22 protein-coding genes, 1 tRNA gene and 1 pseudogene are annotated in these 24,027 nt (G+C 66.0%); 16 read left to right on the top strand and 8 right to left on the bottom strand.

Features of this window, described 5'->3' with window-relative positions:
• Positions 1 to 541, bottom strand: a 541-nt coding sequence (locus tag GH737_RS04225; protein WP_155263611.1) for a response regulator, incomplete at its 3' end; no start/stop codon positions are given.
• A 134-nt stretch (positions 542 to 675) separates the two neighbouring features.
• On the opposite strand from GH737_RS04225, the gene GH737_RS04220 reads away from it, so the two are divergent.
• From GH737_RS04220 to GH737_RS04210, 3 genes are read left to right on the top strand one after another with little or no spacing between them, the layout of a single operon-like run.
• Positions 676 to 825, top strand: a complete 150-nt coding sequence (locus GH737_RS04220; RefSeq protein WP_155263610.1) for a hypothetical protein — start codon at positions 676 to 678, stop codon at positions 823 to 825.
• 3 nt (positions 826 to 828) lie between these two features.
• Complete coding sequence (locus GH737_RS04215) at positions 829 to 1,956, top strand: Re/Si-specific NAD(P)(+) transhydrogenase subunit alpha (protein WP_155263609.1); 1,128 nt, start codon at positions 829 to 831, stop codon at positions 1,954 to 1,956.
• A complete protein-coding gene (locus tag GH737_RS04210; protein ID WP_155263608.1) occupies positions 1,953 to 3,074 on the top strand; it encodes an NAD(P)/FAD-dependent oxidoreductase in 1,122 nt (373 codons plus the stop codon). The genes GH737_RS04215 and GH737_RS04210 overlap by 4 nt, the downstream gene beginning before the upstream one ends.
• Here GH737_RS04210 and GH737_RS04205 read toward each other — a convergent pair.
• The 3 genes from GH737_RS04205 to GH737_RS04195 all read right to left on the bottom strand — a co-directional run bounded on the left by GH737_RS04205 (position 3,039) and on the right by GH737_RS04195 (position 6,578).
• Positions 3,039 to 3,521 carry a YbaK/EbsC family protein gene (locus GH737_RS04205; protein ID WP_155263607.1) on the bottom strand — a complete coding sequence of 161 codons (483 nt, stop codon included), beginning with the start codon at positions 3,519 to 3,521 and terminating at the stop codon, positions 3,039 to 3,041. The two genes, GH737_RS04210 and GH737_RS04205, sit on opposite strands and share 36 nt — an antisense overlap.
• A complete protein-coding gene (locus tag GH737_RS04200; RefSeq protein WP_155263606.1) occupies positions 3,518 to 3,937 on the bottom strand; it encodes a secondary thiamine-phosphate synthase enzyme YjbQ in 420 nt (139 codons plus the stop codon). Before GH737_RS04200 ends, GH737_RS04205 begins: the two co-directional genes overlap by 4 nt.
• Before the next feature lie 343 nt (positions 3,938 to 4,280).
• Complete coding sequence (locus GH737_RS04195; protein ID WP_196232974.1) at positions 4,281 to 6,578, bottom strand: EAL domain-containing protein; 2,298 nt, start codon at positions 6,576 to 6,578, stop codon at positions 4,281 to 4,283.
• Between the two features lie 328 nt (positions 6,579 to 6,906).
• Between GH737_RS04195 and GH737_RS04190 the strand changes: the two genes are divergently transcribed.
• Together GH737_RS04190 and GH737_RS04185 are read left to right on the top strand one after the other, a co-directional pair.
• Positions 6,907 to 7,188, top strand: a complete 282-nt coding sequence (locus GH737_RS04190; RefSeq protein WP_155263604.1) for a proton-translocating transhydrogenase family protein — start codon at positions 6,907 to 6,909, stop codon at positions 7,186 to 7,188.
• 4 nt (positions 7,189 to 7,192) lie between these two features.
• A complete protein-coding gene (locus GH737_RS04185; protein ID WP_155263603.1) occupies positions 7,193 to 8,683 on the top strand; it encodes an NAD(P)(+) transhydrogenase (Re/Si-specific) subunit beta in 1,491 nt (496 codons plus the stop codon).
• Here GH737_RS04185 and GH737_RS04180 read toward each other — a convergent pair.
• Complete coding sequence (locus GH737_RS04180; RefSeq protein WP_155263602.1) at positions 8,667 to 9,599, bottom strand: arginine deiminase-related protein; 933 nt, start codon at positions 9,597 to 9,599, stop codon at positions 8,667 to 8,669. The genes GH737_RS04185 and GH737_RS04180 overlap by 17 nt on opposite strands.
• A gap of 151 nt (positions 9,600 to 9,750) precedes the next feature.
• Here GH737_RS04180 and GH737_RS04175 point away from each other — a divergent pair, with 151 nt between their 5' ends.
• The 3 genes from GH737_RS04175 (at position 9,751) to uvrC (ending at position 14,071) form a co-directional block, all read left to right on the top strand.
• Positions 9,751 to 10,467 carry an aspartate/glutamate racemase family protein gene (locus GH737_RS04175; RefSeq protein WP_155263601.1) on the top strand — a complete coding sequence of 239 codons (717 nt, stop codon included), beginning with the start codon at positions 9,751 to 9,753 and terminating at the stop codon, positions 10,465 to 10,467.
• Between the two features lie 116 nt (positions 10,468 to 10,583).
• Positions 10,584 to 12,080, top strand: coding sequence for a tetratricopeptide repeat protein (locus GH737_RS04170; protein WP_155263600.1), 1,497 nt, complete (start codon positions 10,584 to 10,586; stop codon positions 12,078 to 12,080).
• Between the two features lie 38 nt (positions 12,081 to 12,118).
• Complete coding sequence (uvrC, locus tag GH737_RS04165) at positions 12,119 to 14,071, top strand: excinuclease ABC subunit UvrC (RefSeq protein WP_155263599.1); 1,953 nt, start codon at positions 12,119 to 12,121, stop codon at positions 14,069 to 14,071.
• Here uvrC and GH737_RS04160 read toward each other — a convergent pair.
• Positions 14,019 to 15,329, bottom strand: a complete 1,311-nt coding sequence (locus GH737_RS04160) for an O-antigen ligase family protein (protein WP_155263598.1) — start codon at positions 15,327 to 15,329, stop codon at positions 14,019 to 14,021. The two genes, uvrC and GH737_RS04160, sit on opposite strands and share 53 nt — an antisense overlap.
• 58 nt (positions 15,330 to 15,387) lie before the next feature.
• On the opposite strand from GH737_RS04160, the gene recO reads away from it, so the two are divergent.
• The 7 genes from recO to GH737_RS04125 all read left to right on the top strand — a co-directional run bounded on the left by recO (position 15,388) and on the right by GH737_RS04125 (position 23,101).
• Positions 15,388 to 16,125, top strand: a complete 738-nt coding sequence (recO, locus tag GH737_RS04155; protein WP_155263597.1) for a DNA repair protein RecO — start codon at positions 15,388 to 15,390, stop codon at positions 16,123 to 16,125.
• A gap of 55 nt (positions 16,126 to 16,180) precedes the next feature.
• On the top strand, positions 16,181 to 16,561 hold the full coding sequence (gene apaG, locus GH737_RS04150; RefSeq protein ID WP_155263612.1) for a Co2+/Mg2+ efflux protein ApaG: 381 nt from the start codon (positions 16,181 to 16,183) through the stop codon (positions 16,559 to 16,561).
• Between the two features lie 106 nt (positions 16,562 to 16,667).
• On the top strand, positions 16,668 to 17,441 hold the full coding sequence (locus tag GH737_RS04145) for a metallophosphoesterase family protein (protein ID WP_155263596.1): 774 nt from the start codon (positions 16,668 to 16,670) through the stop codon (positions 17,439 to 17,441).
• Between the two features lie 141 nt (positions 17,442 to 17,582).
• Complete coding sequence (locus GH737_RS04140; protein ID WP_155263595.1) at positions 17,583 to 18,227, top strand: polysaccharide biosynthesis/export family protein; 645 nt, start codon at positions 17,583 to 17,585, stop codon at positions 18,225 to 18,227.
• Between the two features lie 36 nt (positions 18,228 to 18,263).
• On the top strand, positions 18,264 to 20,537 hold the full coding sequence (locus GH737_RS04135; RefSeq protein WP_155263594.1) for a GumC family protein: 2,274 nt from the start codon (positions 18,264 to 18,266) through the stop codon (positions 20,535 to 20,537).
• A 19-nt stretch (positions 20,538 to 20,556) separates the two neighbouring features.
• Complete coding sequence (locus tag GH737_RS04130; protein WP_155263593.1) at positions 20,557 to 21,744, top strand: hypothetical protein; 1,188 nt, start codon at positions 20,557 to 20,559, stop codon at positions 21,742 to 21,744.
• Positions 21,737 to 23,101, top strand: a complete 1,365-nt coding sequence (locus tag GH737_RS04125; protein WP_155263592.1) for an O-antigen ligase family protein — start codon at positions 21,737 to 21,739, stop codon at positions 23,099 to 23,101. Before GH737_RS04130 ends, GH737_RS04125 begins: the two co-directional genes overlap by 8 nt.
• 73 nt (positions 23,102 to 23,174) lie before the next feature.
• On the opposite strand, the gene GH737_RS04120 is transcribed toward GH737_RS04125, so the two are convergent.
• Positions 23,175 to 23,250: transfer RNA gene (locus GH737_RS04120), tRNA-Lys, on the bottom strand.
• Positions 23,251 to 23,266: 16 nt separating this feature from the next.
• Positions 23,267 to 23,782, bottom strand: coding sequence for a 2-amino-4-hydroxy-6-hydroxymethyldihydropteridine diphosphokinase (gene folK / locus GH737_RS04115; protein ID WP_230558617.1), 516 nt, complete (start codon positions 23,780 to 23,782; stop codon positions 23,267 to 23,269).
• Between the two features lie 65 nt (positions 23,783 to 23,847).
• Between folK and GH737_RS04110 the strand changes: the two are divergent.
• Positions 23,848 to 24,027 (top strand): annotated as a pseudogene (locus GH737_RS04110) (hypothetical protein); the annotation flags it as partial.

Genomic DNA, 24,027 nt, shown 5'->3' with positions numbered 1-24,027 from the left:
TGCCCGGCTCGCCCACGATCAGCAGCGGGAGGCGGTTGCGCGCCGACTTGGCGGCGACGGCAAGCGCAGCGCGGAACTCGGGAGCGGCGCCGACCAGCTCCTCGAGCTCAAGCGCGGGCGCCAGCTTCTCCGAGACGGGCGCGAGCTCGCCGGACGGGCGGCGGCGGTCGGCATTGACGGCAAGCGCTTCGAGCAGCCGCTCGGGCGCGACCGGCCGCACCAGGAAATCGGACGCGCCGGCGCGCATTGCCTCGACTGCTGTCGAAACGGTGTCAACGTGTGAGAGGACGATTACCGGCAGCTCCGTGCGATGGGCGCGCAGCGCATCGATCAGTTGCGGTCCTTGCCCGGCCTCCCAGCTGCCGAAGATCGCGGCCCGCACTTCGCGCCCGTGCGGCCCCTGGAGCAGCGCGATCGCCTGCTCCCCGTCCGCGGCGCCGACGACGCTCCATCCCGCGCGGGACGCAATCGCCGAAATCAGCCTGCGCTCGTCGGCATTGGCATCGAGGAGCAAGAGCGAGCGTGTGGGTTCTTCGCGCATATCCCGCCTTTCGCGGCCACCCTACGGGTGGACCGGTAAAGGGGGACTTAAGCCGTCGCCTTTGCGGGGCTTGGGGAGTGCGGCCGGCCTTGTTATGGACGGCTGCAATCGCTTCGAACGCAAAGGGGTAAATGATGGCCGAAGAGGAGCTGCTGCTCGCCAGTCCGCCGACTCAGGACGTGGCTGTGCACGTCCATGACTACGGGCGCTTCACCAGGATGATGAAGTGGGGCGCGGTGATCTGCCTGATCGTCGGCCTCATTGTCCTTCTGATCCTCAAATAGGGCATGAAGATCGCGGTCCTGAAGGAAGCGGCGGGCGAGACGCGCTGCGCCGCGACGCCCGAGACCGTCAAGAAATTCGCCGCGCTCGGAGTGGACGTGGCGGTGGAGAAAGGCGCCGGCGAGAGCGCCTCGGTTTCCGATGGCGACTTCGAGGCTGCGGGTGCAACAACGGCCAGCCGCAAAGACGTGCTCAAGGGCGCGGGCATCATCCTGTGCGTCACCGGACCCGAGTCGCAGTCGCTTGACGGAGCCGAGGCCGGTGCGCTTCTCGTCGGCGGGCTCGATCCGATGCGCCAGCGCGAGCGCGTGGAGGGCTACGCCGCCGCGGGCCTCGAGGCCCTGGCGATGGAATGGATGCCGCGCATCAGCCGCGCGCAATCGATGGATATCCTGTCGTCTCAGTCGAACCTCGCCGGCTACAAGGCGGTCGTCGAAGCGGCGGACGCCTACGGCCGCGCCTTCCCGATGATGATGACCGCGGCGGGGACCGTCAGCCCGGCCAAGGTGTTCGTGATGGGCGTCGGCGTCGCGGGCCTGCAGGCCATCGCCACCGCCAAGCGCCTGGGCGCCCAGGTCAGCGCGACCGACGTGCGCTCGGCGACCAGGGAGCAGATACAGTCGCTCGGCGCCAAGCCGATCTTCGTCGAGAATGTCGCCGGCATCGAGGGCGAAGGCGCCGGGGGCTATGCGACGGAAATGTCCGAGGAATATCAGAAAGCGCAGGCCGAGCTGGTGTCGAGCCACATCGCCAAGCAGGACATCGTCATCACCACGGCGCTGATCCCCGGCCGCGCCGCGCCGCGGCTCATCAGCGACGCTCAAGTCGCGACCATGCGCCCGGGCAGCGTCATCGTCGATCTCGCGGCCGATGCCGGCGGCAATGTCGAGGGCACGGTCAGCGGCGAGCGCGTCGAAAGCCACGGCGTGACCATCATCGGCGCGACCAACCTCGCGCGCACCCTTGCCGCCGATGCCTCGGCACTGTTCGCGCGCAACCTCTACAATTTCCTGAGCGCCTTTTGGGACCAGGATCAGGGCCGTCCCGTGCTTACGGACGATGACGAGATCGTGAAGGCGGTCCGGCTCACCCAGAGCGGCAAGGTGGTGAACGAGCGCCTGACGGCGGCGTGAACGCGCCCGACATCATCGTGATCGGCGGGGGGATTGCGGGTCTCTCCGCGGCCGCTGCGCTGTCCGGTCACGCGCGGGTCGCGGTGCTCGAAGCCGAGGAGCAGATCGGCTATCACTCGTCCGGCCGAAGCGCGACCATGCTCCACTATGCGCTCGGCGACCGCCTGGTGCGCGCGCTGACCCTCGCCAGCCGGCCGTTTTTCGAGAACCCGCCGGAGGCCTTTGCCGGCACGCCGCTAGGCCATCGCATGCCGGTGCTGGTCCATGCGCGCGAGGAGGAGCGTGCAGCGCTCGACGCGCTCGACAGTGAGATTTCCCAATTCGCCCAGCTCGAGCGGCTCGATGCAGCGGGAGTCCACCAGCTTTGCCCGCTGTTGAGGTCCGACGCCCTCTACGGCATCGCCGACTTCGACGGCATCCGCCTCGATCCGCACGCACTGCTCCAGGGCAATCTGCGACAGCTGCGAAGCCGCGGCGGCGAGTTGCACACGGGCGCGCGCATTGCGCGGATCGAGCGTGCGGCCGGCTCGTGGACGGTGACGAGCGACAAGGGCGACCGGTTTTCGGCGCCCATCCTCGTCAATGCCGCCGGCTCCTGGGCCGACGCGGTGGGGAAGCTCGCCGGCGTCCTGCCGCTCGGCCTCGAACCGAAGCGGCGGACGATCATCACCTTCGACGCGCCGCACGGGGCCGCGCTCGACGCGCTGCCCTTCACCAAGACGATCGGCGACGAGCTCTATTTCGCGCCTGAAAGCGGACGCCTGTTCGCCTCGCCGATGGACGAGGTGCCGAGCGATCCCTGCGACGCGCAACCGGACGAATATGAAGTCGCGCTCGCCGCGTTCCGGATGGAGGAGCGCACGACGGTCGAGGTCCGCCAGATCCACAGCAAGTGGGCGGGCCTTCGCACCTTCACGCCCGACCGCCACCCGGCCGCCGGCTTCGCTCCCGATGCCAAAGGTTTCTTCTGGCTCGCGGGGCAAGGTGGTTACGGCCTGCAAACCTCGCCGGCGATGGCCGCGGTCGTCCGATCGCTGATCGCGCGAACGCCGTGGCCGGTGTCAGACGTCTCGCCGGAGGAGCTAAGCCCCGCCCGCTTCCTCCGGCAGCCGGCATAGGTCGACCCAGCGGTCGGCGACCAGGTCGAACAGGCGATCGACGGTAACCTCGACGGACGTGTTGAGCGACCCGCCCGCCGGATAAACGACGTCGAACGCCTTCAGCGACACGTCGAGATAGACCGGCAGCGGCTGCTTGAGGCCGAATGGGCAGACGCCCCCGATGCGGTGCCCGGTCACCTCGAACGTCTCTTCGGCACCGAGCATCCGCGGGCGGGCGCCGAGCTCGTCCTTGCACTTGCGGTTGTCGAGGCGGGCGTCGCCGCGGGTGCAGAGCAGGAACAGTTGCTCCCCGGCGCGGACGGCCAGAGTCTTTGCAATCCGGCCCGGTTCCACGCCAAGCGCCGACGCCGCGGTCGCGACCGTCGCGGTGGTCCCCTCGACCTCGATCAGCTTGAGGTCGGGCGCGTGCGCGGCAAGCCACGCCTTGACGGAATCGAGGCTCATTCGCCGATCAGGTGTAGCGCGATTTGCCGCTCCGGCGTGCCGCGGCGGTGCTCGAACAGGAAGATACCCTGCCACCTGCCGAGGACCGGCCGTCCATGCGCGACAGGGATCGAGAGCTGCGTGGCGGTCAGCGCCGAGCGGAGGTGCGCGGGCATGTCGTCGGAGCGTTCGTCGTCGTGTTCGTACGGGCCGCCTTCAGGGGCAATCCGCTCGAAATAGAATTCGAGGTCGCGGCGCGCTGCCGGCGCGGCATTCTCCTGAATGAGGAGCGAAGCGGAGGTGTGGCTGCAAAAAGCGGTGAGGAGGCCCTCGCGGAAGCCGCTTTCGTTAACGAATTCGCGCACGTCCGACGTGATTTCCTGGAGACCTGGACGACTCGCGCGAATCGTTATCGTTGTGCTGGCCTGGCGGAGCATCGGGTCCGCCTAGCCTGGTCGGTGACCACGTTCCAGCCGCCCGAAATAAAAGCGCCCGCGAAACGCGGGCGCTTTCTAACTGTTTGAAATGTTGCGGCGTTTAGCCGTTGCCGCCGCCCGAAGCCCAACCCGAACCACCAAGCCAGCTCCAGAAACCGCGAGTCTGTGTCTTTTTCATTTTCCGTCCCCGTTCTTCCAAGTGCGATTCGGCAGATGAAGGGACATTAACCTTAATCGATATGGTTAGCAAACGATTCACCAAGAAATCGGGGGAATCGTCCAACACGGATGATTGTCGAAGAAATTGGGGGCGCTCATGGCGCCCTGATTACTTTGGGGTAGGTTAGGCCGCGCTGCGGCGGCGGCGGTCCGAGGCCGCGCGCTTGGCGAGGCTCTCGAGGCTCATCGGCCGACCGACGGCGAAGCCCTGCGCGATGTCGCAGTCGAGATCGACGAGCAGGTCGAGGATGTCGCGGTGCTCGACTCCTTCCGCGACGACCTTGCGGCCGAGCGAATGGGCGAGGCCGATGGTCGACTGTACCATCAGCCGGTCGCTGCGGTTGTCGACGATGCCTTTGACGAAGCTCTGGTCGATCTTGATCTCGTTCGCCGGAATCTTCTTGAGATAATCGAGGGTCGACTGGCCGGTCCCGTAATCGTCGATCGCGATGTTGATGCCGAGGTCGCGAAGCCGCGCGATCATCTCCAGCGCCTCGCCGCTGTCGGCCAGCGCGGCCGTTTCGGTCAGCTCGAGCGTCAAATGGGTCGGCGACAGGCCGTGGCGCGCGAGCAGTGCCGACAGGCGTAGCGTGAAGCCCTTGTCGGTCAGCAACCGCGCCGAGAGGTTGACCGCGATGTTGAAGTCGCCGTCGCGCTTGTTGATCTGGGCGCCGGCCGCGATTGCTTTCTCGAGCACGAAATCGGTGAGCTTGCCGATTCGGTTATGCTGCTCCGCGGCGGCGACGAACTCCGATGCGGCGATCGGGCCTTTGTCGGGGTGTGTCCAGCGAGCCAGCGCCTCCGCCCCGATGATCCGGCGAGTCGCGATGTCGAGCTTGGGCTGGTAGGCGACCCACACCTCGCCCCGGTCGATCGCCTCGTCGAGCTGGCTGAGCATCGACAGCTTCCATGACGCGTCCTCGAGCGACTCCGGATCGTGATATTTCCATTTGAGACCCTGGTGCGCCGCTTCGTCGGCCGCCACGAGCGCGCTCGCGAGGCGGTTGGGGAGGGAGCGGCCGCTCCCGATTTCCACGCCGAACGCGATCGAGAGGTCGATCGACAAGCCACCGACACGCGCCGGGTTGCGGAAAAGCGAATAGAGCGCTTCGAGGTGGTTGCCGACAGGCTGGAGCGGCTCCTCGAACCAGGCGAAGACGCCGCTGTCGCCCTGGTACACCAGGCGGGCCGGCGATCCGACCTTCAGCCGCGCGACGATCTGATCGATCAGCTGCCGCTCTTTCTCCGGTGGTAGCGTTGCAGCGATCTCTTCGTAGTTGAGAACTCGCGCTGCGACGAGCGCGCGATCGCGTCCTTCGCGATTGAGCCGCAGCGCGTTTAGGTTCGGGAGGTTCGAAACCTGATTTACGAGCCCGCGCGCCCGATAGCGCCGCCACCCGAGGACGGTACCAACGACCAGCAGCACGAACAGTCCAGGGGTAACATCGACGAAGATGAGGTTTGCTTCGAGGAACACGGGGACGAACAGCAGGGTCGCGCCGGCGACCCCCAAAACAAGCAGCCGGATCGTGAGCCGATTCATCCGCAGCGCGAGCACTGCCGCCCCGAAGCCGCACAGGAAGGCAAGAAACCAGCCGAGATCCGCGGGCTTGCCCGACCGCAGGGTCTCCGCCGCAATTGCGTGCACATAGACTCCGAAGCTCCTGCCGTAGCCCGGGATGAAGAAGACGTCGCCGATCACATCTGTGCCGATGCCAATGATGACGTCTTTTCCGGCGAGCTGTTTCTTGCCGATTTCGCCAGTCAGGACATCTCCTGCCGAATAAGCGGGGATCGTCGAAGGTTCGATCGAATAGTCCACGCGGAATTGGGTATCCGGAGTTCCATGGGCGTTGGCTATTGCGCTCGCAAAGGAGGGAATCGTGGTTTGGCCGACCCGCGCCGAATAGAGCACCTTCCAGACCGCGTTCTGGTAATTGTAATGGAAGCTGCCGGTCGCGACCCGGGCGTTGCGCGCCAACATGGGCACCGGCGGATCGACGATTGCAGCCGATGAAGCATCCGCTCCTCCCTTGGATCGGGTGAAGAGCGTCACTCGTCCGGAGCGGCGCAGCGCCTCGGCGAATGCCTTGTCCTCGCTTGCCTTCGAGGCGAAGGAGAAATTTACGTCGAAGAAGATGTGTTTGGCGCCCGCGGCAGAGAGCTTGTCGATGAGCTTGCCGTCGGTACTTCGCGGCCAGGGCCAATTTCCGATCTCGTGAAGCGACTTGTCGTCGATTGTGAGAACGACGAGCTGGCCGCTTGCGCTGTGCTTGTGCAGGTTGTTGCGCGCGATGCGAAGCCAGTCCTCGGCGATTTCGCCGAAGCCGATCAGCCCGAAGACGAGTCCGGCAACGGCCGTCCACAGAAGCAGCTTCCACGGCGGCGGTTCGGCGGCATGCATTTTGCGCTTCGAGCTCAAGCGCACTTCCCTTCCCAATTGGCCTCCCACGCATGCGCGCGAAAAGGTTAGGAAAGCGCTAACCGAGCGGAAATTAACGTCGTGAACGAGGCATTTTGCCAGCGGTATCGGCGGCCGTCCGACATTGCCTCTGTCCTACAGCCGTTCAAATGTGCAATGTCGCGCTGATGCAGTGGTTCGGCAGGCGTCTTCTGATGAACTCCGGCAGACGTCCGGTCCGTGGACGTGCCGGCAACTCGCGGAATCCGACATATCCGACAACCCCGCGCTTCAGCACCAAAGTGTCGGACAGGTGTCGGATTCGTCCATTTCCGATTGCGGAGGCCTGATGGACTTCATCTCGATCCTGTCGATTTTCGTGCTGGCCTGCTTCGTCGGCTACTACGTCGTCTGGTCGGTCACTCCGGCGCTGCACACGCCGCTGATGAGCGTGACCAACGCCATTTCGTCGGTGATCGTAGTCGGCGCGCTGATTGCCGCGGCGGCCGGCGGCAGCCCCAGCTCGAAATGGCTCGGCCTGATCGCTGTTGCTCTCGCCAGCGTGAACATCTTCGGCGGCTTCGCGGTCACCCAGCGGATGCTGGCTATGTATCGGAAGAAGGACCGCTAGGCCGATGCACACCGACCTGATCGTCGCGGTGCCCGCCTGGGTGCTCCTCGCTTATCTGATCTCGGGCGTCTGCTTCATCCTCGCGCTCAGGGGTCTGTCCAACCCGGAAAGCAGCAGGCGCGGCAACATCACCGGCATGGTCGGCATGGCCATTGCGGTGATCACGACGGTGGTCACGCACGCGCCCGTCGAGACAATCAAGACCGGCATCGATGCGTACAATGTCAACATCGATGGCCGAACTGCCCTCGAAATCCTTGCCGCGATCCTGATCGGCGGCGGGATCGGGCTGGTGATCGCACGCAAGATCCAGATGACGGCGATGCCGCAGCTGGTCGCGGCGTTTCACAGCCTCGTCGGCATGGCGGCCGTGCTGGTCGGCGCGGCAGCGTATCTCAACCCGGAAGCATTCGGCATCGCGGTCAGAATCACGCCGATCGCGTCGCCGTCGTTCGTGAGCATCTTGCCCGTCAGCCGGATCGAGATGGGGCTCGGAGTCGCCATCGGCGCGATCACCTTCTCGGGCTCGGTGATCGCCTTCCTCAAACTGAACGGCAACATGTCGGGCAAGCCGATCCTGCTGCCGCTGCGGCATGTGCTCAATCTCGGCACGCTCGTCGCGATCCTCGGGCTGATCGCTTATTTCGTCCAGGACCAGCACCCCCTGGTGTTCTTCACGATCGTGGGCCTCAGCTTCGCGATCGGCTTCCTGCTGATCATCCCGATCGGCGGCGCCGACATGCCGGTCGTGATCTCGATGCTCAACAGCTATTCGGGCTGGGCCGCGGCGGCGATGGGGTTCACGCTGCACAATACGGCGATGATCATCACCGGCGCGCTGGTTGGAAGCTCGGGCGCGATCCTCAGCTACATCATGTGCCGGGCGATGAACCGCAGCTTCATCTCGGTCATCGCCGGCGGCTTCGGGGCCGTGGCGAGCGGCGGCGAGGCGGCTGCCATAGACCGGCCGTACAAGCGCGGCTCGGCCGAGGACGCCGCGTTCCTGATGGCGCAGGCGGACCAGGTGGTGATCGTCCCGGGCTACGGCATGGCGGTTGCGCAGGCGCAGCACGCGCTTCGCGAAATGGCCGACCTGCTCAAGGCCAAGGGCGTGACGGTCAAATATGCGATCCACCCGGTCGCGGGACGCATGCCCGGCCACATGAACGTGCTGCTGGCCGAGGCGAACGTGCCCTATGACGAGGTGTTCGAGCTCGACGACATCAACAGCGAGTTCGCGCAGACCGACGTCGCCTACGTGATCGGCGCGAACGACGTCACCAACCCCGCCGCCAAGAACGACAAGAGCTCGCCGATCTACGGAATGCCCGTGCTCGACGTGGAGAAGGCGCGGACCTGTCTGTTCGTAAAACGCTCGATGGGCGGCGTCGGCTATGCCGGGATCGACAACGAATTGTTTTACCGCGACAACACGATGATGCTTCTCGGCGACGCCAAGAAGATGACCGAGGAGATCGTCAAGGCGCTGGGCTGACGCGAGGCAGGTGGACGTCGGCGATCATGCAGCGGACGCTCCCGCCGCCGATGGTTTCGATCGTGGGAATGGCCGCCTCCGCCAGCTCGCCGAAACTTTCGAGCTGTCGCAGTTGATCCCGGCGGAAACCTCGCCGGGCAGCTGAAGAGAGTGCGATGACCGGACCATTGCGGCCTTTCAGCTCGATGACGTTGCAGCCGAACTGGCGCATCTGGTCGTAATCGACCTCGATGAGGGCGCGCCCGGTGGCCTCGATCTCGTCGGTCAGGACCTCGCGGAATTCGGGGGTGACCGCGTCCGTGCACAGGATGGCGAACCGGGTGCCGAGGCTGAGCAGCACGTTGGTGTGGTAGATCGGCCGTCCGGCGCGGTCGCGGGCGTCGAACAGCAGGGTCGAAAAATCGAGCCGCTCGTCGAAGTCGGCGATGACGACCGCGTCGGTGCGCGGGCTAATATTCGCGAACGCGCGACGCTGCGGCCGGTCGAGCACGAGGCTGCCGGTGCCTTCGAGGAAATGGCCGTGATTCTCGTGGAAGCTGAGGTCGACGATCCGGCGAACCTCGAACCCGCTCGATTCGAGCAGTGCTCTCAGTCGTTCCGGATCGCGCTCCAGCCGGCGAGCGGCGGTCGCCATCGGGTAGAGCGCCATTGTGCCGTCGGCGTGGAACGACACCCAGTTGTTCGGGAACACGGCGTCGGGCTTGGCGGGGTCGGCGCGGTCGTCGAAGACCAGCACCTCGACTCCGGCATTGTCCAGCACTTCGACCGTCCCGTCGAACTCACGCAGCGCGTCTCCGAAGTCTGCGTCGGATGACGCTCGGGCGAAGGCGTTCGACTGCGCCGCCTCTGCGTGGAAACCGAAGCTCGCGGGCCGCACCATCAGCACCGTCCCGCTGGTCTGCGCATCGTCGATCATGGCGCGTCTTTTCGGCTGCTTCAACGGTTCGCCGCAAGCCGATTCATTTCGCGGTAACCCAAGGCGTTACCGCCTTGCCGCGGAAGGTGAGTTGCTGGACAATTCGGCGCGGGCGCCGAGTCAGTCGGCCAATCGGGAAAGGGGGCGCTAATTGCGCAAACTGGGCATCATCGGCGGGACGAGCTGGCACTCGACGGCGCTCTACTACGAGCACATCAACCGTGGAATCGCCCAGCGGCTCGGCGGGCTGCACAGCGCGCGGCTGGCGATCGAAAGTCTCGACCTGGCGCCCTTTGCAGAAATGGAGCTGGCGGGCGACTGGGACGGAGTCGCGCGGGTCACGGAGGAGGCGGCAAAGCGCCTCGAAGTTGCCGGCGTGCAGGCGGTGATCATCACCTCCAACACCGGGCACAAGGTCTATGACGCGGTTGCGCCGAAGCTCGGCGTGCCGATGCTCCACATCGGCGACGCGACGGTCGCCAGGCTCGCCGCCGACAGGCGCACTCGCGTCGCCTTGCTAGGCACGCGCTTCACTATGACAGAGCAGCATATCCGCGGCCGGCTCGAAGCCCGCGGCATCACGCTGGCGCCGATCGACCAGGTGGCGATCACCGAGGTCGACCGGATCATCTTCGAGGAGCTTGCCGCCGGCCGTGTGATTCGCGAGAGCCAGCGCAAGCTCAAGACGCTCATCACGGAGCTTGCCAAGCAGAAGGTCCAGGCGGTCGTGCTCGGCTGCACCGAGCTGGTGCTCGCGGTCGATGTCCGCGCCAACGTGCTTCCGGTCTACGACACGACCGCCATCCACGCCCGCGCCTGCGTCGAGTGGATGCTCGCCGAAGAGGAGGAGGCGCGGGCCGCGGCGTAGCAATTCCCACGATTGCTGGGCTCCGCTATAATCGCGCGAGCAAATAGCGGAGGGGGCAGATGCCGCGATTTGGATTAGCTGCTTGCGCAGCGGCTCTGATGATCTCAAGCGCATCCTTGGCTCAGGTCCCGGACCGGCCGGAGGAGCATCATCATTCGATGCCGACCGGCGACAAGCTGGGCGATCTGACATTCCCGAACAGCGGCAACCAGGCGGCTCAGGCGCCGTTCCTGCGCGGCGTGAAGCTACTGCACAATTTCCAATATGAGGGGGCCATCACGGCCTTCCAGGATGCGCAGAAAGCCGATCCCGACTTCGCGCTCGCTTACTGGGGCGAGGCCATGGCCCACAATTACACCTTGTGGGCGGAGCAGCATGCGGATGAGGCGCGCAAGATCCTCGCAAAACTGGGACCGACCCCGGAAGCGCGCGCCGCAAAGGCCAAGACCGACCGCGAGAAAATGTGGTTGAGCGCGGTCGAGGCCCTCTATGGCACCGGCACCAAATATGAGCGCGACGAGGATTACGCGGACAAGATGGACGCGCTCCACGCCGCCTATCCAGACGACACCGAAGCGCTCGTGTTCGATGCCCTGGCGACGATGGGACGCAGCCACGGGACCCGCGACACGAAAGCCTATCTACGTGCTGCCGCCATGCTGGAGCCGGTGTTCAAGGCGAACCCGCATCACCCCGGCGCGACCCACTATCTGATCCACGCCTATGACGAGCCCGCTTATGCGGAGCGCGGCCTGCCGATGGCGCGGGTCTACAACAAGATCGCGCCCGATTCCGCCCACGCCCAGCATATGACGAGTCACATCTACCTCGCTCTCGGCATGTGGCCCGAGGTGGAGCAGGCGAATATCGATGCCAGCGAAGCCATCGTGCGCTCGATGGGAGAGGAGATGCGGCCGCGCATGGCATGTGGTCATGGCGGGATATGGCTCGCTTACGCCCGCCTGCAGGAAGGCAAGAGCGTCGATTCCCAATTGGCGGAATGCACGAAGGTCGCTGCCGACGACATTGCGAGGGTCGTGGGCGAGGGCCACCAGCCCTGGATCTCCGGAGGCGGTGAGGACGACGTGGGGAGCGCCGCCGACATCCGTGTTCGCCGGGGAGTCGAGACCGGTAATTGGGCACCGCGCCAGAAGCTTCCGGACGGTCGCCTAAACTACGCTCGCTTCGTCGACGATTACGGCGACGTCCTGGCTGCCCGCCACGATTCCGCCAAAGCGGCTGCCGCCTTGCACTCGCTCAATGCCAGTTATGAAGTGTTGAAAACCGCCTATCCGGAGCAGTTCCCGGACGATCCGCAGTCCATGCCCTGGCTTGATGTCGCCCGCGCCGAGGCGGCGGCAGTGACAATGCTGGCGGAGGGGCGTTCGGCAGAGGGCATGGCGGCGCTCCGTGCGGCTGCGGAACGGGAGAAGGCGCTGCCCGCGGTCTTCGGCCCGCCGATGCTGCAAAAGCCGACCTGGGAGCTACTTGGCGACGAGCTTTTGGCCACAGGCGACAAGGCCGGCGCCGCAGAGGCGTACAAGGAGTCGCTAAAGCTTCAGCCGGGCAGGCGGTTGTCGCTTGCCGGCCTCAAGGCCGCGACCGCGCCTTAAGCCTCGCAACACCCGGACGGAATCACTAGGTCGGAGGGATGGACCGCACTCCGGCCGACCGTCCCGACCAGCCCAATGCCGCCGATCGATTCAACGAGGATCAGGCGACGTACACCGTGCGCGGGTCGGAGCAGCCGGACCTCGACGCCGGGGTGGCGGCGATCCGCGAGGTGTTGAAGACGCTTCCGCGCAGGCCGGGCGTGTATCGAATGCAGGATGCGCGGGGCGACGTGCTCTACGTCGGCAAGGCGCGGGCGCTGCGGAATCGGGTCACCAATTACACCCAGGTCGCCAAGCTTCCGAAGCGGCTCCAGCGCATGGTTTCGCAGACGCGCTCGATGACGATCGTCACCACCCGGACGGAGGCCGAGGCGCTGCTGCTGGAGGCGCAGCTAATCAAGCGCTTCCGGCCGCCGTACAACGTGCTGCTGAGGGACGACAAAAGCTTTCCGTTCATCCTGCTGCGCGAAGATCATGCGTTCCCGCGCATCCAGAAGCATCGCGGTGCGCGGCGGATCAAGAAGGCGCATTATTACGGGCCGTTCGCAAGCGCGGGATCGGTCACTCGAACACTTAACGCGCTGCAAAAGCTGTTCCTCCTAAGAAGCTGTTCCGACAGCTATTTCGAGAACCGCTCGCGCCCCTGCCTGCTCTACCAGATCAAGCGCTGCTCGGCGCCGTGCGTGGGCCGCATTGGTGTCGAGGAATATGACGAGCTGGTCGATGACGCCAAGGCCTTCCTCGCCGGCAAGTCGACCGGGGTCCAGGCTCGGCTCAGCAAATCGATGGCGGAGGCGGCGGAGCGGCAAGACTTCGAGCTCGCCGCCGTCTATCGCGACCGCCTGCGCGCACTGACCTACATCCAGGGCAGCCAGACGGTGCATGCGGAGGGGCTTGGCGACGCCGACGTGTTCGCGCTCGCGTGCAAGGGCGGCACGGTCTCGATCCAGGCCTTCTTCATTCGCGGCGGGCAGAATTGGGGCCACCGCGCGTTTTTCCCGGCGCATGTGAACGACGTTCCCGAAACCGAAGTGCTGTCGAGCTTTCTCGTCCAGTTCTACGAGGACATGCCGCCCCCGCGGCGGATCCTTCTCGATCGCGCCCTTGCCGATCGGGAACTGCTCGAGGAGGCGCTGTGCGAGCGCGCCGGCCATAAGGTCGGGATCGAGGTCCCGCAGCGCGGCTCGCGGCGCAAGCTGATCGAGCAGGCGAAGCGCAACGCCGAGGAAGCGCTCGACCGCCGCCTCGCCGAAACCACGACCCAGGGCAAGATCCTGCGAGAGCTCGCCGACACGTTCGAGCTCGCCGACGTACCCAAGCGGATCGAAGTCTATGACAACAGCCATATCATGGGGACGAACGCGACCGGTGCGATGATCGTCGCGGGGCCGGAGGGCTTCCGCAAGAACGGTTACCGCAAGTTCAACATCAAGCGGCCGGAAACGAACCCGGGCGACGATTTCGCAATGATGCGCGAAGTGCTCGAGCGGCGCTTCGGGCGGCTCGAAAGGGAAGATCCAGACCGGCAGAGTGGCGAATGGCCGGACCTGCTGCTGATCGACGGCGGCAAGGGCCAGCTATCCGCGGTATGCGAGGTAATGGAGGACATGGGCGTGCACGACGTGCCGGTGGTCGGAGTGGCCAAGGGGCCGCATCACGGGCGCGAGGGACGCGAAATTTTCCATCTGCCGGGTGGGCGCGAGATCACACTGCCGCCGAACTCGGGCCTGTTGTTCTATCTCCAGCGCCTGCGCGACGAAGCGCACCGCTTCGCGATCGGCACGCACCGCGCGAAACGGGCGAAGAGCCTGACCATGTCGACGCTCGACGACGTCCCCGGCATCGGTCCGACGCGCAAGCGGGCGCTGCTGATGCACTTCGGGACGGCGCGAGCGGTCAAAGGCGCCGCGCTCGAGGATCTGGAAAAGGCGCCGGGGATCAGCCGGGCAACGGCCCGCCAGGTCTATGACTATTTCCATCCGGGCGGGTGAACTTCAGCCTGCCTGCCGCAATCAGCAATCCCAGAAGCACCCAGAGATGGCGCGTGTCCTCGAACGATCCGCCGAGGCCCTGGTAGACGAAGGCGTCGAGGAAGGAGAGACCGAGCGCCAGCCTCAACGCTGACCCGCGCCTTTCGTCGAGATGGAGTCGTCCCGTGAGCCGCACTGCGAGCGCAATCACCGCGCCAAGTCCGGCCAGCCCGGCGAGGCCCGCCTGCGCGCCGATGCTGAGGAACAGGTTGTGGGCATCGGTGAGTTGCTCGACGAAGCCGTCGGGCCGAGGATAGGTGACGGCAGCGGCATCGATGCCGATGCCGTGCCCGATCAGTGGGTGACGAAGGAACTCGCCCGCTGCCGATGTCCAGGTCAGGAAGCGGCCGGACGGGACAAGGATGGCGTCAGTCAGCGGTACCCGGACGACGAACGGCGCGGCCGGATAGATGACCGGAGTGACGGCAAGCGCGACGGCGAAGAGGAGCGCAAGGCCGATGCCGGCCGCCAATCCCCATTTCGCGATCATAGGCGCCGACTTGCGCTCAGTCAGCCAGGCCCAGAGCCCCGCAAGCAAGGCAATCCCGCCGAGGCCGGGTGAAAGGCTCGTCAGTGCGGCGAAAAGGATGCCGGCCAGCAGCAGGTTAAAGGGCGCGCGTGCGATCCATCCGCAGCGCTTCGCCGCGAGGAGAAGACCGAGCGAGACCGTCAGATAGTTGCACATCATGTTCGCATTGATGAAGGTCAGCGCGAGCCGCGGGTAATTGCCGGGAGGCAGCGAGCCGAAACCGTAGCTGGTGTAATCCAGCAGCCCCGAGCCGCTCGAGAGCGCGAACGCGGCGACGCTGAGCGGCGCCAGAAGCCCCATCGCGGCAGTGGTCCCGAGCCACACCAGGATCGCACGCCGCAGCTTCGCCTCGCTGTTTATCAGCAACGCGGTCAGCCCGGCGAGCGTGACGAGATAGAGGCTGCCCGCGAGCTTGGTCAGGCTGGACGCAACGTCGCCGCTGGCGAGAAGCGACGGCGCAAGGCCTACTGCGTAGGCGAGGAGGACCCAGTTCGCCTGCGCCCACTCGATGCGTCGCCGGCGCAAGAGCAGATCGAAGCCGACAGCGGCCGCGAGCATCAGGAAGAGAATGTCGGGAAGAACCAGCGGGTAAGAGAGCGGGGGCTTCATCAGCGGAAGCGCGGCGATGAGCGCAAGGAGCAGCCAATCGGACGGCGCTGCGCGGCTGGTGCCTGGGTCCGGCGCTGGCATCGGTCAGCGGCTATACGGCAGACTTGCCCCGCGGCAAACGAGAGCGCAGCGCTGAGCCATGCGGTACGGCACGATCGCCATTGTCTGCGCATTGAGGAGCCACGGCGAGCACGGCGCCGTGGCGCGGCTGATGACTCCCGGGCACGGACTCCAGGCGGCCTATGTGCGCGGCGCGCGCGGGCGGCGCATGCGCCCTGTGCTGATGGCCGGCAATGTCGTCGAGGCACAGCTTTCCGCTCGGACAGAGACGCAGCTCCCGCAGGCGACCGTGGAGCTGGTCCACAGCCGCGGGCCGTTGCTGTCGGAGCCGCTCCCGGCTGCTGCGATCGAGTGGGCGACGGTGCTCACCGCGACCGCGCTTCCGGAGGGCCAGCCCTATCCAAGGCTCTACCAGACACTCGAAGCGCTGCTCGACGCGATCGAGGCGGCGCCGTCGGCCAGCGGATGGGGCGCCGCGCTGGTCCGTTATGAGTTGCTCCTGCTTGCGGAGCTGGGCTTTGGGCTCGATCTGGACCATTGCGCGGTGACCGGCGCGAGCGACCAACTCGTCGCGGTGAGCCCCAAGTCGGGCCGGGCGGTGAGCGCAGCGCAGGCCGAGCCCTATGCCGGAAAGCTGTTGCCGCTTCCGCCCTTCGTCCGCGAAGGTGGGCAGGGGACGTGGGCCGAGATCGACGAGGGACTGGCGCTGACTGGCCATTTCCTGCTGCGCGACCTCATCGCGGAGCGGTCGCGCGGCCTTGCCGAGGCGCGGTCGCGACTGGTCGAACGGCTTCGGCGCGCAGGCGGACTCGGCTAGTTGTGCGGCGTGATGCGCCCGCTAAGTTAGGCGCGTGACGATCGACGCCCTTGCCATGCTGTTCCCCAATGTCGCGGTGACCCGTGGCATCGCCGTGCGCGTGGCGGTCAGCTTCCTCGCCGAGCAGTCGGACGCATCGGCAAACCGCTGGTTCTGGTCCTACCACGTCCGCATCGAGAACGGCTCCGAGGTCGCGGTGCAGTTGCTTTCGCGCAGCTGGTCGATCGCCGACGGGCGAGGAACGATCCATGAGGTAGTGGGCGAAGGAGTGGTCGGCGAAATGCCGCTGATCGCCCCCGGCGGCAGCTTCGATTATGTCTCCGGATGTCCACTCGACACGCCGAGCGGAGCGATGAGCGGAAGCTACCGCATGGTCGACGAGGACGGCACCGCCTTCGACGTCGAGATCCCCCGCTTCGACCTGGTCAGCACCTGAGCGTCGCAATTCGGGAGCGGTTCAGGAGCAGTTTGCGATCTGGATCGTTCTTCATCCGCTCTGGAAGTTCTTGCCAGGCGACAGGCAGGTCGGGCTAAGGGGGCCGATGTTCAATTTCGCTGCGCGACAGGAGATCGGCCCGGCGGGCCCGCGCGGATGGCGGGCCTATGCGGTGGGCGACATTCACGGCCGTCTCGACCTGTTGGAGCAGCTGCTGGCAAAGATTCACGGCGACATCGCCGACCGCAAGGGGCGCAAGGTCCTGCTCGTCTTCGTCGGGGACCTGATCGATCGCGGGCCGAGTTCGGCGCAGGTCGTGGAGCGTCTCCGCACCTACGATCACCCCGGCGTGCAGGCGGTCTTCCTGCTCGGCAATCACGAGGAGGTGCTGCTTCGAATCCTTGGCGGCGAGGCCGACTTGATCGCCAAATGGCGCTCGTTCGGGGGGCGCGAATGCCTCGCCAGCTACGGTGTGGACGCGGGGCAGATGGCCCGGTTGAGCGATGATGACGCGCTGGCGGTCGTTCGTGAGGCAATCCCGAAGGATCATGTCCAATTCCTGGAATCCTTCGACGATTCCTGCCGCTTCGGCGACTATCTGTTCGTTCACGCGGGAATCCGCCCCGGAGTCGAAATCGACCAGCAGCGCCAGTCCGACCTGCGCTGGATCCGCGAGCCGTTCCTGTTCGATGAGACGGACCACGGCTTCATTGTCGTGCATGGGCACACCATCCGCCCCGAGGTCGAAATGCGCCCAAACCGCATCGGGATCGACACTGGCGCCTACCGGACGGGCGTGCTGACGGCGCTCGCGATCGAGGGATCCGACAGCTGGTTCCTGGACACTCGAACGGTCGAAAAGGAGGTGGCGTCGTCCTGACTTGCGCGATTTTGGACATTAGTCCCTCAACAAACGACCAAATTTGGAATAGGGCGCCCCTCCGACACGGGAGAAGCGATCGTGTTTATTGATCTGACTCCACGCCGATTTCTGGCTGTGCTTTCCGTTGGAGCTGCGATTTTGGCTGCTGGCTGTGCGGACACGCGCGGGGGCACGATCCCCTACGATCGGCCGCTCGCGGCTCCCGATGCTCCGACGGTCCAGGCGCTCGAATCCAACTACCATATCTCGCCGCTCGACAAGGTGTCGATCAAGGTCTTCAAGGGCGAGGAGATCTCCGGCGACTACGAGGTCGATCTCGCAGGGCACATTTCACTCCCGCTCGTCGGCGAGGTCGATGCCGTCAACATGACGACGGCCGAGCTCGACGACAGGCTGACACAGCTGCTCGGGGCCAAATATTTCGAGCATCCCGACGTCAGCGTCGCGATCAAGGAGTCGCGCGCCCACGTGGTGACGGTGGACGGGGCGGTCGGCCAGGCCGGTCAATTCCAGGTCGCCGGGCCGATGACTCTGATCCAGGCGATCGCGCTTGCCCGCGGCACGCGAGACGATGCCAATCCGCGCCGCGTCGCGGTATTTCGCACTATCGGCGGCCAACGGCAGGCAGCGGCGTTCGACCTCACTGCAATCCGCCGCGGCCAGGCGCGCGATCCGCGGATTTATGCGGGCGACATCGTGGTCGTCGACGGATCGAGGATCAAGGAAGTGCAGCGGCAGATTTTTTCGAGCATCCCATTGATCAACCTGTTCAGGCCGTTCTGATGCACGGCGGGGCAATACAAGCGCGAGGCGAGTAACGTGAACACCAGCCTGGCAGTACCCAATGAGGGCGCATGGCCGGTCGGCCCCTACACCGGCGCCGAACAGCTCGGCCGCGGACAGCGCAATTATTCCGCATCGACGATCCTCGACCTGCCCGCACTCATGCGCATCGTCCACCATTGGCGCTGGCTCGTACTGGGTGCCGTCGCGCTCGGCCTTGCCGGCGCGATCCTAGCGACTCTGCTCACGCGTCCCGTCTATCGTGCGGGGGTGACGCTGGAAGCCAATCCGCCGACCTTCGAGGTGACCGAGCAGGACCGCGACCAGCAGGTCGTCTCCGGCGGGGACAGTTACAGTTTCGTGGCGACACAGGTCGGCCTGCTCGAGAGCCGCAGCGTAGCCGAGCGCGCTGCCCAGGAGCTTAACCTCGCCAATAACCCCGAGGTCGTGCCGCAGGACGTCAACGCGTCGCGGCGGCTGCGCATCGCCACCGCGCTGGTCGCATCCAACCTCACCGTCATCCCGCCGCAGCAGGGCCAGCTGATCAAGTTCACCTTCGATTCCACTTCGCCCCAGCTCGCCGCGAGCGTCGCGAACGCCGTTGCTGACGGCTTCATCGATACCGCGATACAGCGGCGCTACGAATCCTCGGCCTACGCACGCAACTTCCTCGAGCGGCAGATCAACAAGACGCGTGGGGTTCTCGAACGATCGGAACGCTCGCTGGTCGCTTATGCCCAGCAGCAGGGGATCGTGAACACCGGCAATACGCAAAGCGGGAACGACACCACTTCGCTGCAGGGCGATGCGCTGATGAAGCTCAACGATTCGCTTGCCGATGCGACCGCGCGGCGGATCGCGGCGGAAGGCGCGTACCGGCAGTCGCTTGCGACCGGCCCGACGACTGAAGTCACGCAGAGCACGCAGCAGATGCAGCAGCAGCTCGCGCAACTTCAGGCCGACTATCAGCAGAAGCGCACTTTCATGAAGCCCGACCACCCGGAAATGGTCAGCCTGAAATCGCAGATCGACGAGTTGCGGCGCCAGATCGGTCAGCAGGCGGCGCGCGTCACCTCCGGCCGCAACAACACCCTGCTTGCGCAATATCGCGCCGCCTTGTCGGCGGAGCGGCAGCTCCAGGCGCAAGTCTCGCGGCTCAAGGGCGCGGTGCTGGACCTGCGCGGCCGAAGCATTCGTTACACCATCCTGCAGCGCGACGTGGACACCAACCGCGCGCTCTACGATGCACTGCTGCAGCGCTACAAGCAGATCGGCGTCGCGGGAGGCGTTGGCGTTGCCCCGGTGTCGATTGTTGACCGGGCGACCGTGCCGCGGCTGCCGTTCAAACCCGATCTGTTCCTCAACCTCCTTCTCGGCCTCGGCCTCGGCCTTGCCGCCGGCATGGCTGGTGCGATCGGGCTCGAGTTCATCAACGACACGATCAAGAGCCGCGAGGACGTGCGCCGCAAGCTTTCGCTTCCGTGCCTCGGTGCGGTGCCGCGCACGCCGGCCAAGGACGCCTTCGTCGACGATCTGAAGGATCCGACCTCGGTGATTTCCGAAGCCTATTCGGCCATCGTCGCCGCACTTCGCTTCAGCACCGAAGCGGGCATGCCCAAGGTGCTGATGCTGACCAGCACGCGGTCGGGTGAAGGCAAGTCGTCCTCGGCGCTCGCGCTTGCCCAGAATTTCGCGAGGCGCGGAAGGTCGGTCCTTCTCATCGACGGCGACTTGCGCAAACCGGCGTTCAAGGCGGCAAGCGAGAAGGTCGGGTTGAGCAAGCTGCTCACCACCGACGACAAAGTCGAGGACCATGTCGTCGAGACCCAGCACTCCAATCTGTGGCTGCTGCCGAGCGGTCCGATTCCGCCGAGCCCTGCCGACCTGCTCTCTACGGGTCGAATTCGCAAGGTGATGGCGGAGGCGAGCGAGCGCTTCGAACTGGTGATCATCGACGGTCCGCCGACTCTCGGGCTCGCCGACGCGCCGCTGCTCGCGGCCGCCGCTGGAGAAGTACTGTTCGTCATCGAAAGCTCGAGGACCCGCACACGCGCGGCCGTCGAGGCCCTCAACCGGCTCGAAGCTACCGGCACCCACATCCTCGGTGCGGTGCTGACCAAGGCGACCGACGCTGGGGGAAGCTACGGCTACGGCCGCTATGGCTATGGTTACAGCTATGGCTACGGCTATGGTTACGGCTACGGCTACGGTTACGGCAAGGGCAAGGTGAAGAGCACCGAGATCCTGATGATCCCTCAGTCCGAGGAAGAGAAGCGCGAGTCGGCGGCCGCCGAGGAGTCGGAAGCCTGACAAGCGGCGGGGGAAGGGTTTGCTGATCGTTCGCCGCGTCCTTGTCGTCGTCCTTGCGCTGCTGCTTGCCGTCCAGGTGGTTCGCAACGCCGCGGTTGCCGCACTGGCGCCGCTCCGGCCCGCGTCTGCGGCAAGGTTCTGGGCAGGCCATCCGTCGGTGGAGATCGCGCGCGGATTGGCCGAGATCGGTACCGCGTCGCGCGAACGCAGGCCAATCGACCCGCATGTCTTTCGAATGTTCGAGGATGCCGCGGCCAAATCCCCTTTGTCGCCGGAGCCGTTCCTTGTCCGCGGAGTCCGGGCGCAGACGGCAGGCAACGGCAAAGCCGCGAAAGCCGCCTTTCTTGCCGCGCAGTGGCGCGATCCACGCTCAATGCCCGCAGCTTACTTCCTCGCCGGCTATTATCTGCGCTCGGGCCCTCTGCTCAAAGGCCTGAAACAGGTGACGATTCTCGCAAGGCTTTCTCCGAACGGCGCCGGCGCGGCAGCGCCGTTCGTCGCCGCTTATGCGAAGAACCGCAGCAACTGGCCGGAGATGCGCGCGCTGTTCCGGTCCCAGCCGGCGCTCGAGAATGACGTTCTGACCGCACTCGCGCGGGACGCGCGCAATGCCGAGGCGATTCTCGCGCTCGCCGATGCGGAGCACCGCACGCCCGAAAGCAACTGGCTCCCGATCCTGCTCTCGAACCTGGTCGCAAGCGGCGACTATGTGCGCGCCCGGGCGATCTGGTCGTCGGTCGGTGCGGGCCCGGGCCGTGCGGGCGAGCACGACCTCGTCTTCGACCCGGGCTTCTCGATGCCGGAGCCCCCACCGCCTTTCAACTGGTCGTTTGGCTCGTCTGATGTCGGGATCGCGGAGCGGCAGCGCGGCAGGAAGCTCCACGTCATCTTCTACGGCAATGTCGATGGCCCGCTGGCGAGCCAGCTCGTCCTGCTGCCGGCGGGCCGGTACCGCCTGCAGATGCAGCTCGCGGGTTCCTCCGCGCACCCGGAATTGCTGCGCTGGTCGATCCGTTGCGACAAATCGAGCGAGCCGATCGCCGACATTCCGATCGACCAGGCAGCAGTGCATGGCTGGACCTTCGAAATTCCGGCGAATTGCCCGGCGCAGCGGCTCGAGCTGATTGGCCGCTCCGCGGACGTTGCCCAGCAAGCGGAGGCGACGGTTACGGACCTCAGGCTGACGCGCGCGGGGTCTGATGCCTAGCGTCGGCCGGATCCTCGTGGCGCCGGTCTATCTGTTCGCCTGCCTCGTCCTCGGCGGCAGTGCGCAAGGAATCTGGCAGAACATGGTTCTCCAGCTCGCGGGCATCGCGATCATCGCCTGGGCGGCGATGGCCAAGGGGGATGAGCCGCTGTCCCCCGCAGCCAGGCAACTGCTGCTGATTGCGATGACCGCGATCGCGTTGGTGGGGCTGCAGCTGGTGCCATTGCCGGCTTCGATTTGGGCAAATCTTGGCCCCCGCGAGAGCGTCGCCGCCGGATTCGCCGCGCTCGGCATGGCTGTGCCCGCGGAGCCGCTGTCGCTGACGCCGGCCGCGACTCTCGATTCGCTGCTCGGGATCATTCCGCCGCTTGCGATCGTCTGCGCAATGCTCCGCCTCAGGGCCTATCGCCCGAGATGGCTCGCGATCGCGCTGATCGCCGGGACCCTTGCCGGAATCGCGCTGGGCGCGATGCAGGTCGCCAGCTCGACCGCCGAACTGTCGCCGCTTTACCTCTACCGCGAGACCAATCCCGGCGCAGGCGTCGGCTTCTTCGCCAACGTCAATCACATGGCCACTCTGCTCGTGATCGCGATTCCCTTCCTCGCGGCGATTGTTGCAGCGGCGAGGACGACTGGCATGCAGCGCTATTCCGCGATCGTCGCGATTGCGGCTGGCCTCGGCATCGTAGTCGTCGTGGGGCTGGCGCTCAATGGCTCGCTCGCCGGCTGGGGCCTCGCGCTTCCGGTTCTCGCCGCGAGCGCGCTCGTGGTCCTTCCTCCGGCGAACCGCCTGCGGCTCTGGGTGGTCGCCCTGACCGGACTGTTGTTCATCGCGGCGATCGCGGTGCTTCAGTCGACGGCGATCGGCAGCGGCAAGATCGGCGAGCATGCCGCGACGTCGGCACATTCGCGGGGGGACATCCTTGCGACCACCTCGCGCGCCGCAGCGGATTTCATGCCGCTCGGATCGGGCCTCGGGTCATTCCGCGCGGTCTACCCACTCTACGAACAGCCCGCCCAGGCCACGCCGGAATATGTCGTCCATGCGCACAACGATTATGCCGAGCTCGCGCTCGAGCTTGGGCTCCCGGGAATCCTTCTAATGCTGCTGTTCCTCGGATGGTGGTCCGCGGCGGTGTGGCGCGCGTGGCGGACACCCGAAACAGGGCCCTTCGCGCGTGCCGCGGCGATCGCCTCGGCCGCGGTGCTCGCCCATTCGTTCGTCGATTTCCCGCTGCGCACGGCTGCGATCGGCGTGTGCTTCGCCATGTGCCTCGCGCTGCTCGCCGACAGCCGCGCCGCGCCGCCGGCGGAGAAGAAGGCGCTGCGGAAGCGACGGCACGTCGAGTTCAAGTAAGCCAGCCGCCGGCGGCCGCCTCATCCCTTCGGCAATCCCGCAGGTACCCAGCCGTAGCCCGCAGGGCAAAAACTGGTGAGCCCAGCTGGATTCGAACCAGCGACCTACTGATTAAAAGTCAGTTGCTCTACCAACTGAGCTATGGGCCCGACCAGCATCGGCCCGTTACCCTTGCGGCCGCTTGCGGGCAAGGCGCCCTGTCAGGTGGCGGACTGCCAGCGGGCCGAGGCTCCAATCGGGCGCGATCGCGGCGAGTGGCTGCAGGACGAAGCTGCGCCGGGCAAGCTGCGGATGCGGGATGGTCAGCTGCCGCGAACGGAATTTGCCTCCGCTCCAAAGCGCAATGTCCAGATCGAGCACGCGCGGGCCCCAGCGCCGGCCGCGCCGGCGGCCGAAATCCGCTTCGATAGCCTTAAGCCGTGCGAGCATCTCGACCGGTTCGAGGTCGCTCTCGACGAGCGCGACCGTATTCGCGAAATCGCGTCCGGCCCCGCCATGCGCGGCGTTGAGCACGATCGGCGAGGCGTCGAACAGGCCGAATTCCCCATCGAGCCGCGCGATCGCGGCTTCGACCACCTGCGGCGGACGCCCGTGCCGCCCGTGAGGCCGGTTCGACCCGATCGCGATTGCGTAGAGGTGCGGCACGCGGCTGGCACTGTCATTGCGAGCGGAGCGAAGCAATCCAGCTTCGGATTCTTCGTGTGATCTGGATTGCTTCGTCACTGTGTTCCAAGCAATGGCGGTCAATGCTCCAACCCGCCGACCTGTCGCCGATCCCCCAGGCCGAAGCGCCGCGCGATTGCCCATTGTGCCCGCGGCTGGTGCGCTTCCGGCAGGAGCTGCGCGCCGAACATCCCGGCTGGTGGAACGCGCCCGTGCCGGCATTCGGCGACCCCGAGGCGTGGCTGGCGATCGTGGGGCTCGCG

The organism is Sphingomonas segetis, from assembly GCF_009720245.1.
GTDB classification, from domain to species: domain Bacteria; phylum Pseudomonadota; class Alphaproteobacteria; order Sphingomonadales; family Sphingomonadaceae; genus Sphingomicrobium; species Sphingomicrobium segetis.
Note: the sequence above shows the minus strand (reverse complement) of the source record. Positions and strands in the feature narration are given on the sequence as shown.

What these genes read in the sequence shown, in the direction of transcription:
- uvrC (WP_155263599.1), top strand. Translation starts at nt 12,119, where the DNA reads ATGGACCGCACTCCGGCCGACCGTCCCGACCAGCCCAATGCCGCCGAT.
- GH737_RS04160 (WP_155263598.1), bottom strand. Translation starts at nt 15,329, where the DNA reads ATGCCAGCGCCGGACCCAGGCACCAGCCGCGCAGCGCCGTCCGATTGG.
- GH737_RS04215 (WP_155263609.1), top strand. Translation starts at nt 829, where the DNA reads ATGAAGATCGCGGTCCTGAAGGAAGCGGCGGGCGAGACGCGCTGCGCC.
- GH737_RS04190 (WP_155263604.1), top strand. Translation starts at nt 6,907, where the DNA reads ATGGACTTCATCTCGATCCTGTCGATTTTCGTGCTGGCCTGCTTCGTC.
- GH737_RS04145 (WP_155263596.1), top strand. Translation starts at nt 16,668, where the DNA reads ATGTTCAATTTCGCTGCGCGACAGGAGATCGGCCCGGCGGGCCCGCGC.
- GH737_RS04220 (WP_155263610.1), top strand. Translation starts at nt 676, where the DNA reads ATGGCCGAAGAGGAGCTGCTGCTCGCCAGTCCGCCGACTCAGGACGTG.
- recO (WP_155263597.1), top strand. Translation starts at nt 15,388, where the DNA reads ATGCGGTACGGCACGATCGCCATTGTCTGCGCATTGAGGAGCCACGGC.
- GH737_RS04200 (WP_155263606.1), bottom strand. Translation starts at nt 3,937, where the DNA reads ATGCTCCGCCAGGCCAGCACAACGATAACGATTCGCGCGAGTCGTCCA.
- GH737_RS04125 (WP_155263592.1), top strand. Translation starts at nt 21,737, where the DNA reads ATGCCTAGCGTCGGCCGGATCCTCGTGGCGCCGGTCTATCTGTTCGCC.
- GH737_RS04185 (WP_155263603.1), top strand. Translation starts at nt 7,193, where the DNA reads ATGCACACCGACCTGATCGTCGCGGTGCCCGCCTGGGTGCTCCTCGCT.
- GH737_RS04205 (WP_155263607.1), bottom strand. Translation starts at nt 3,521, where the DNA reads ATGAGCCTCGATTCCGTCAAGGCGTGGCTTGCCGCGCACGCGCCCGAC.
- GH737_RS04180 (WP_155263602.1), bottom strand. Translation starts at nt 9,599, where the DNA reads ATGATCGACGATGCGCAGACCAGCGGGACGGTGCTGATGGTGCGGCCC.
- apaG (WP_155263612.1), top strand. Translation starts at nt 16,181, where the DNA reads ATGCTGTTCCCCAATGTCGCGGTGACCCGTGGCATCGCCGTGCGCGTG.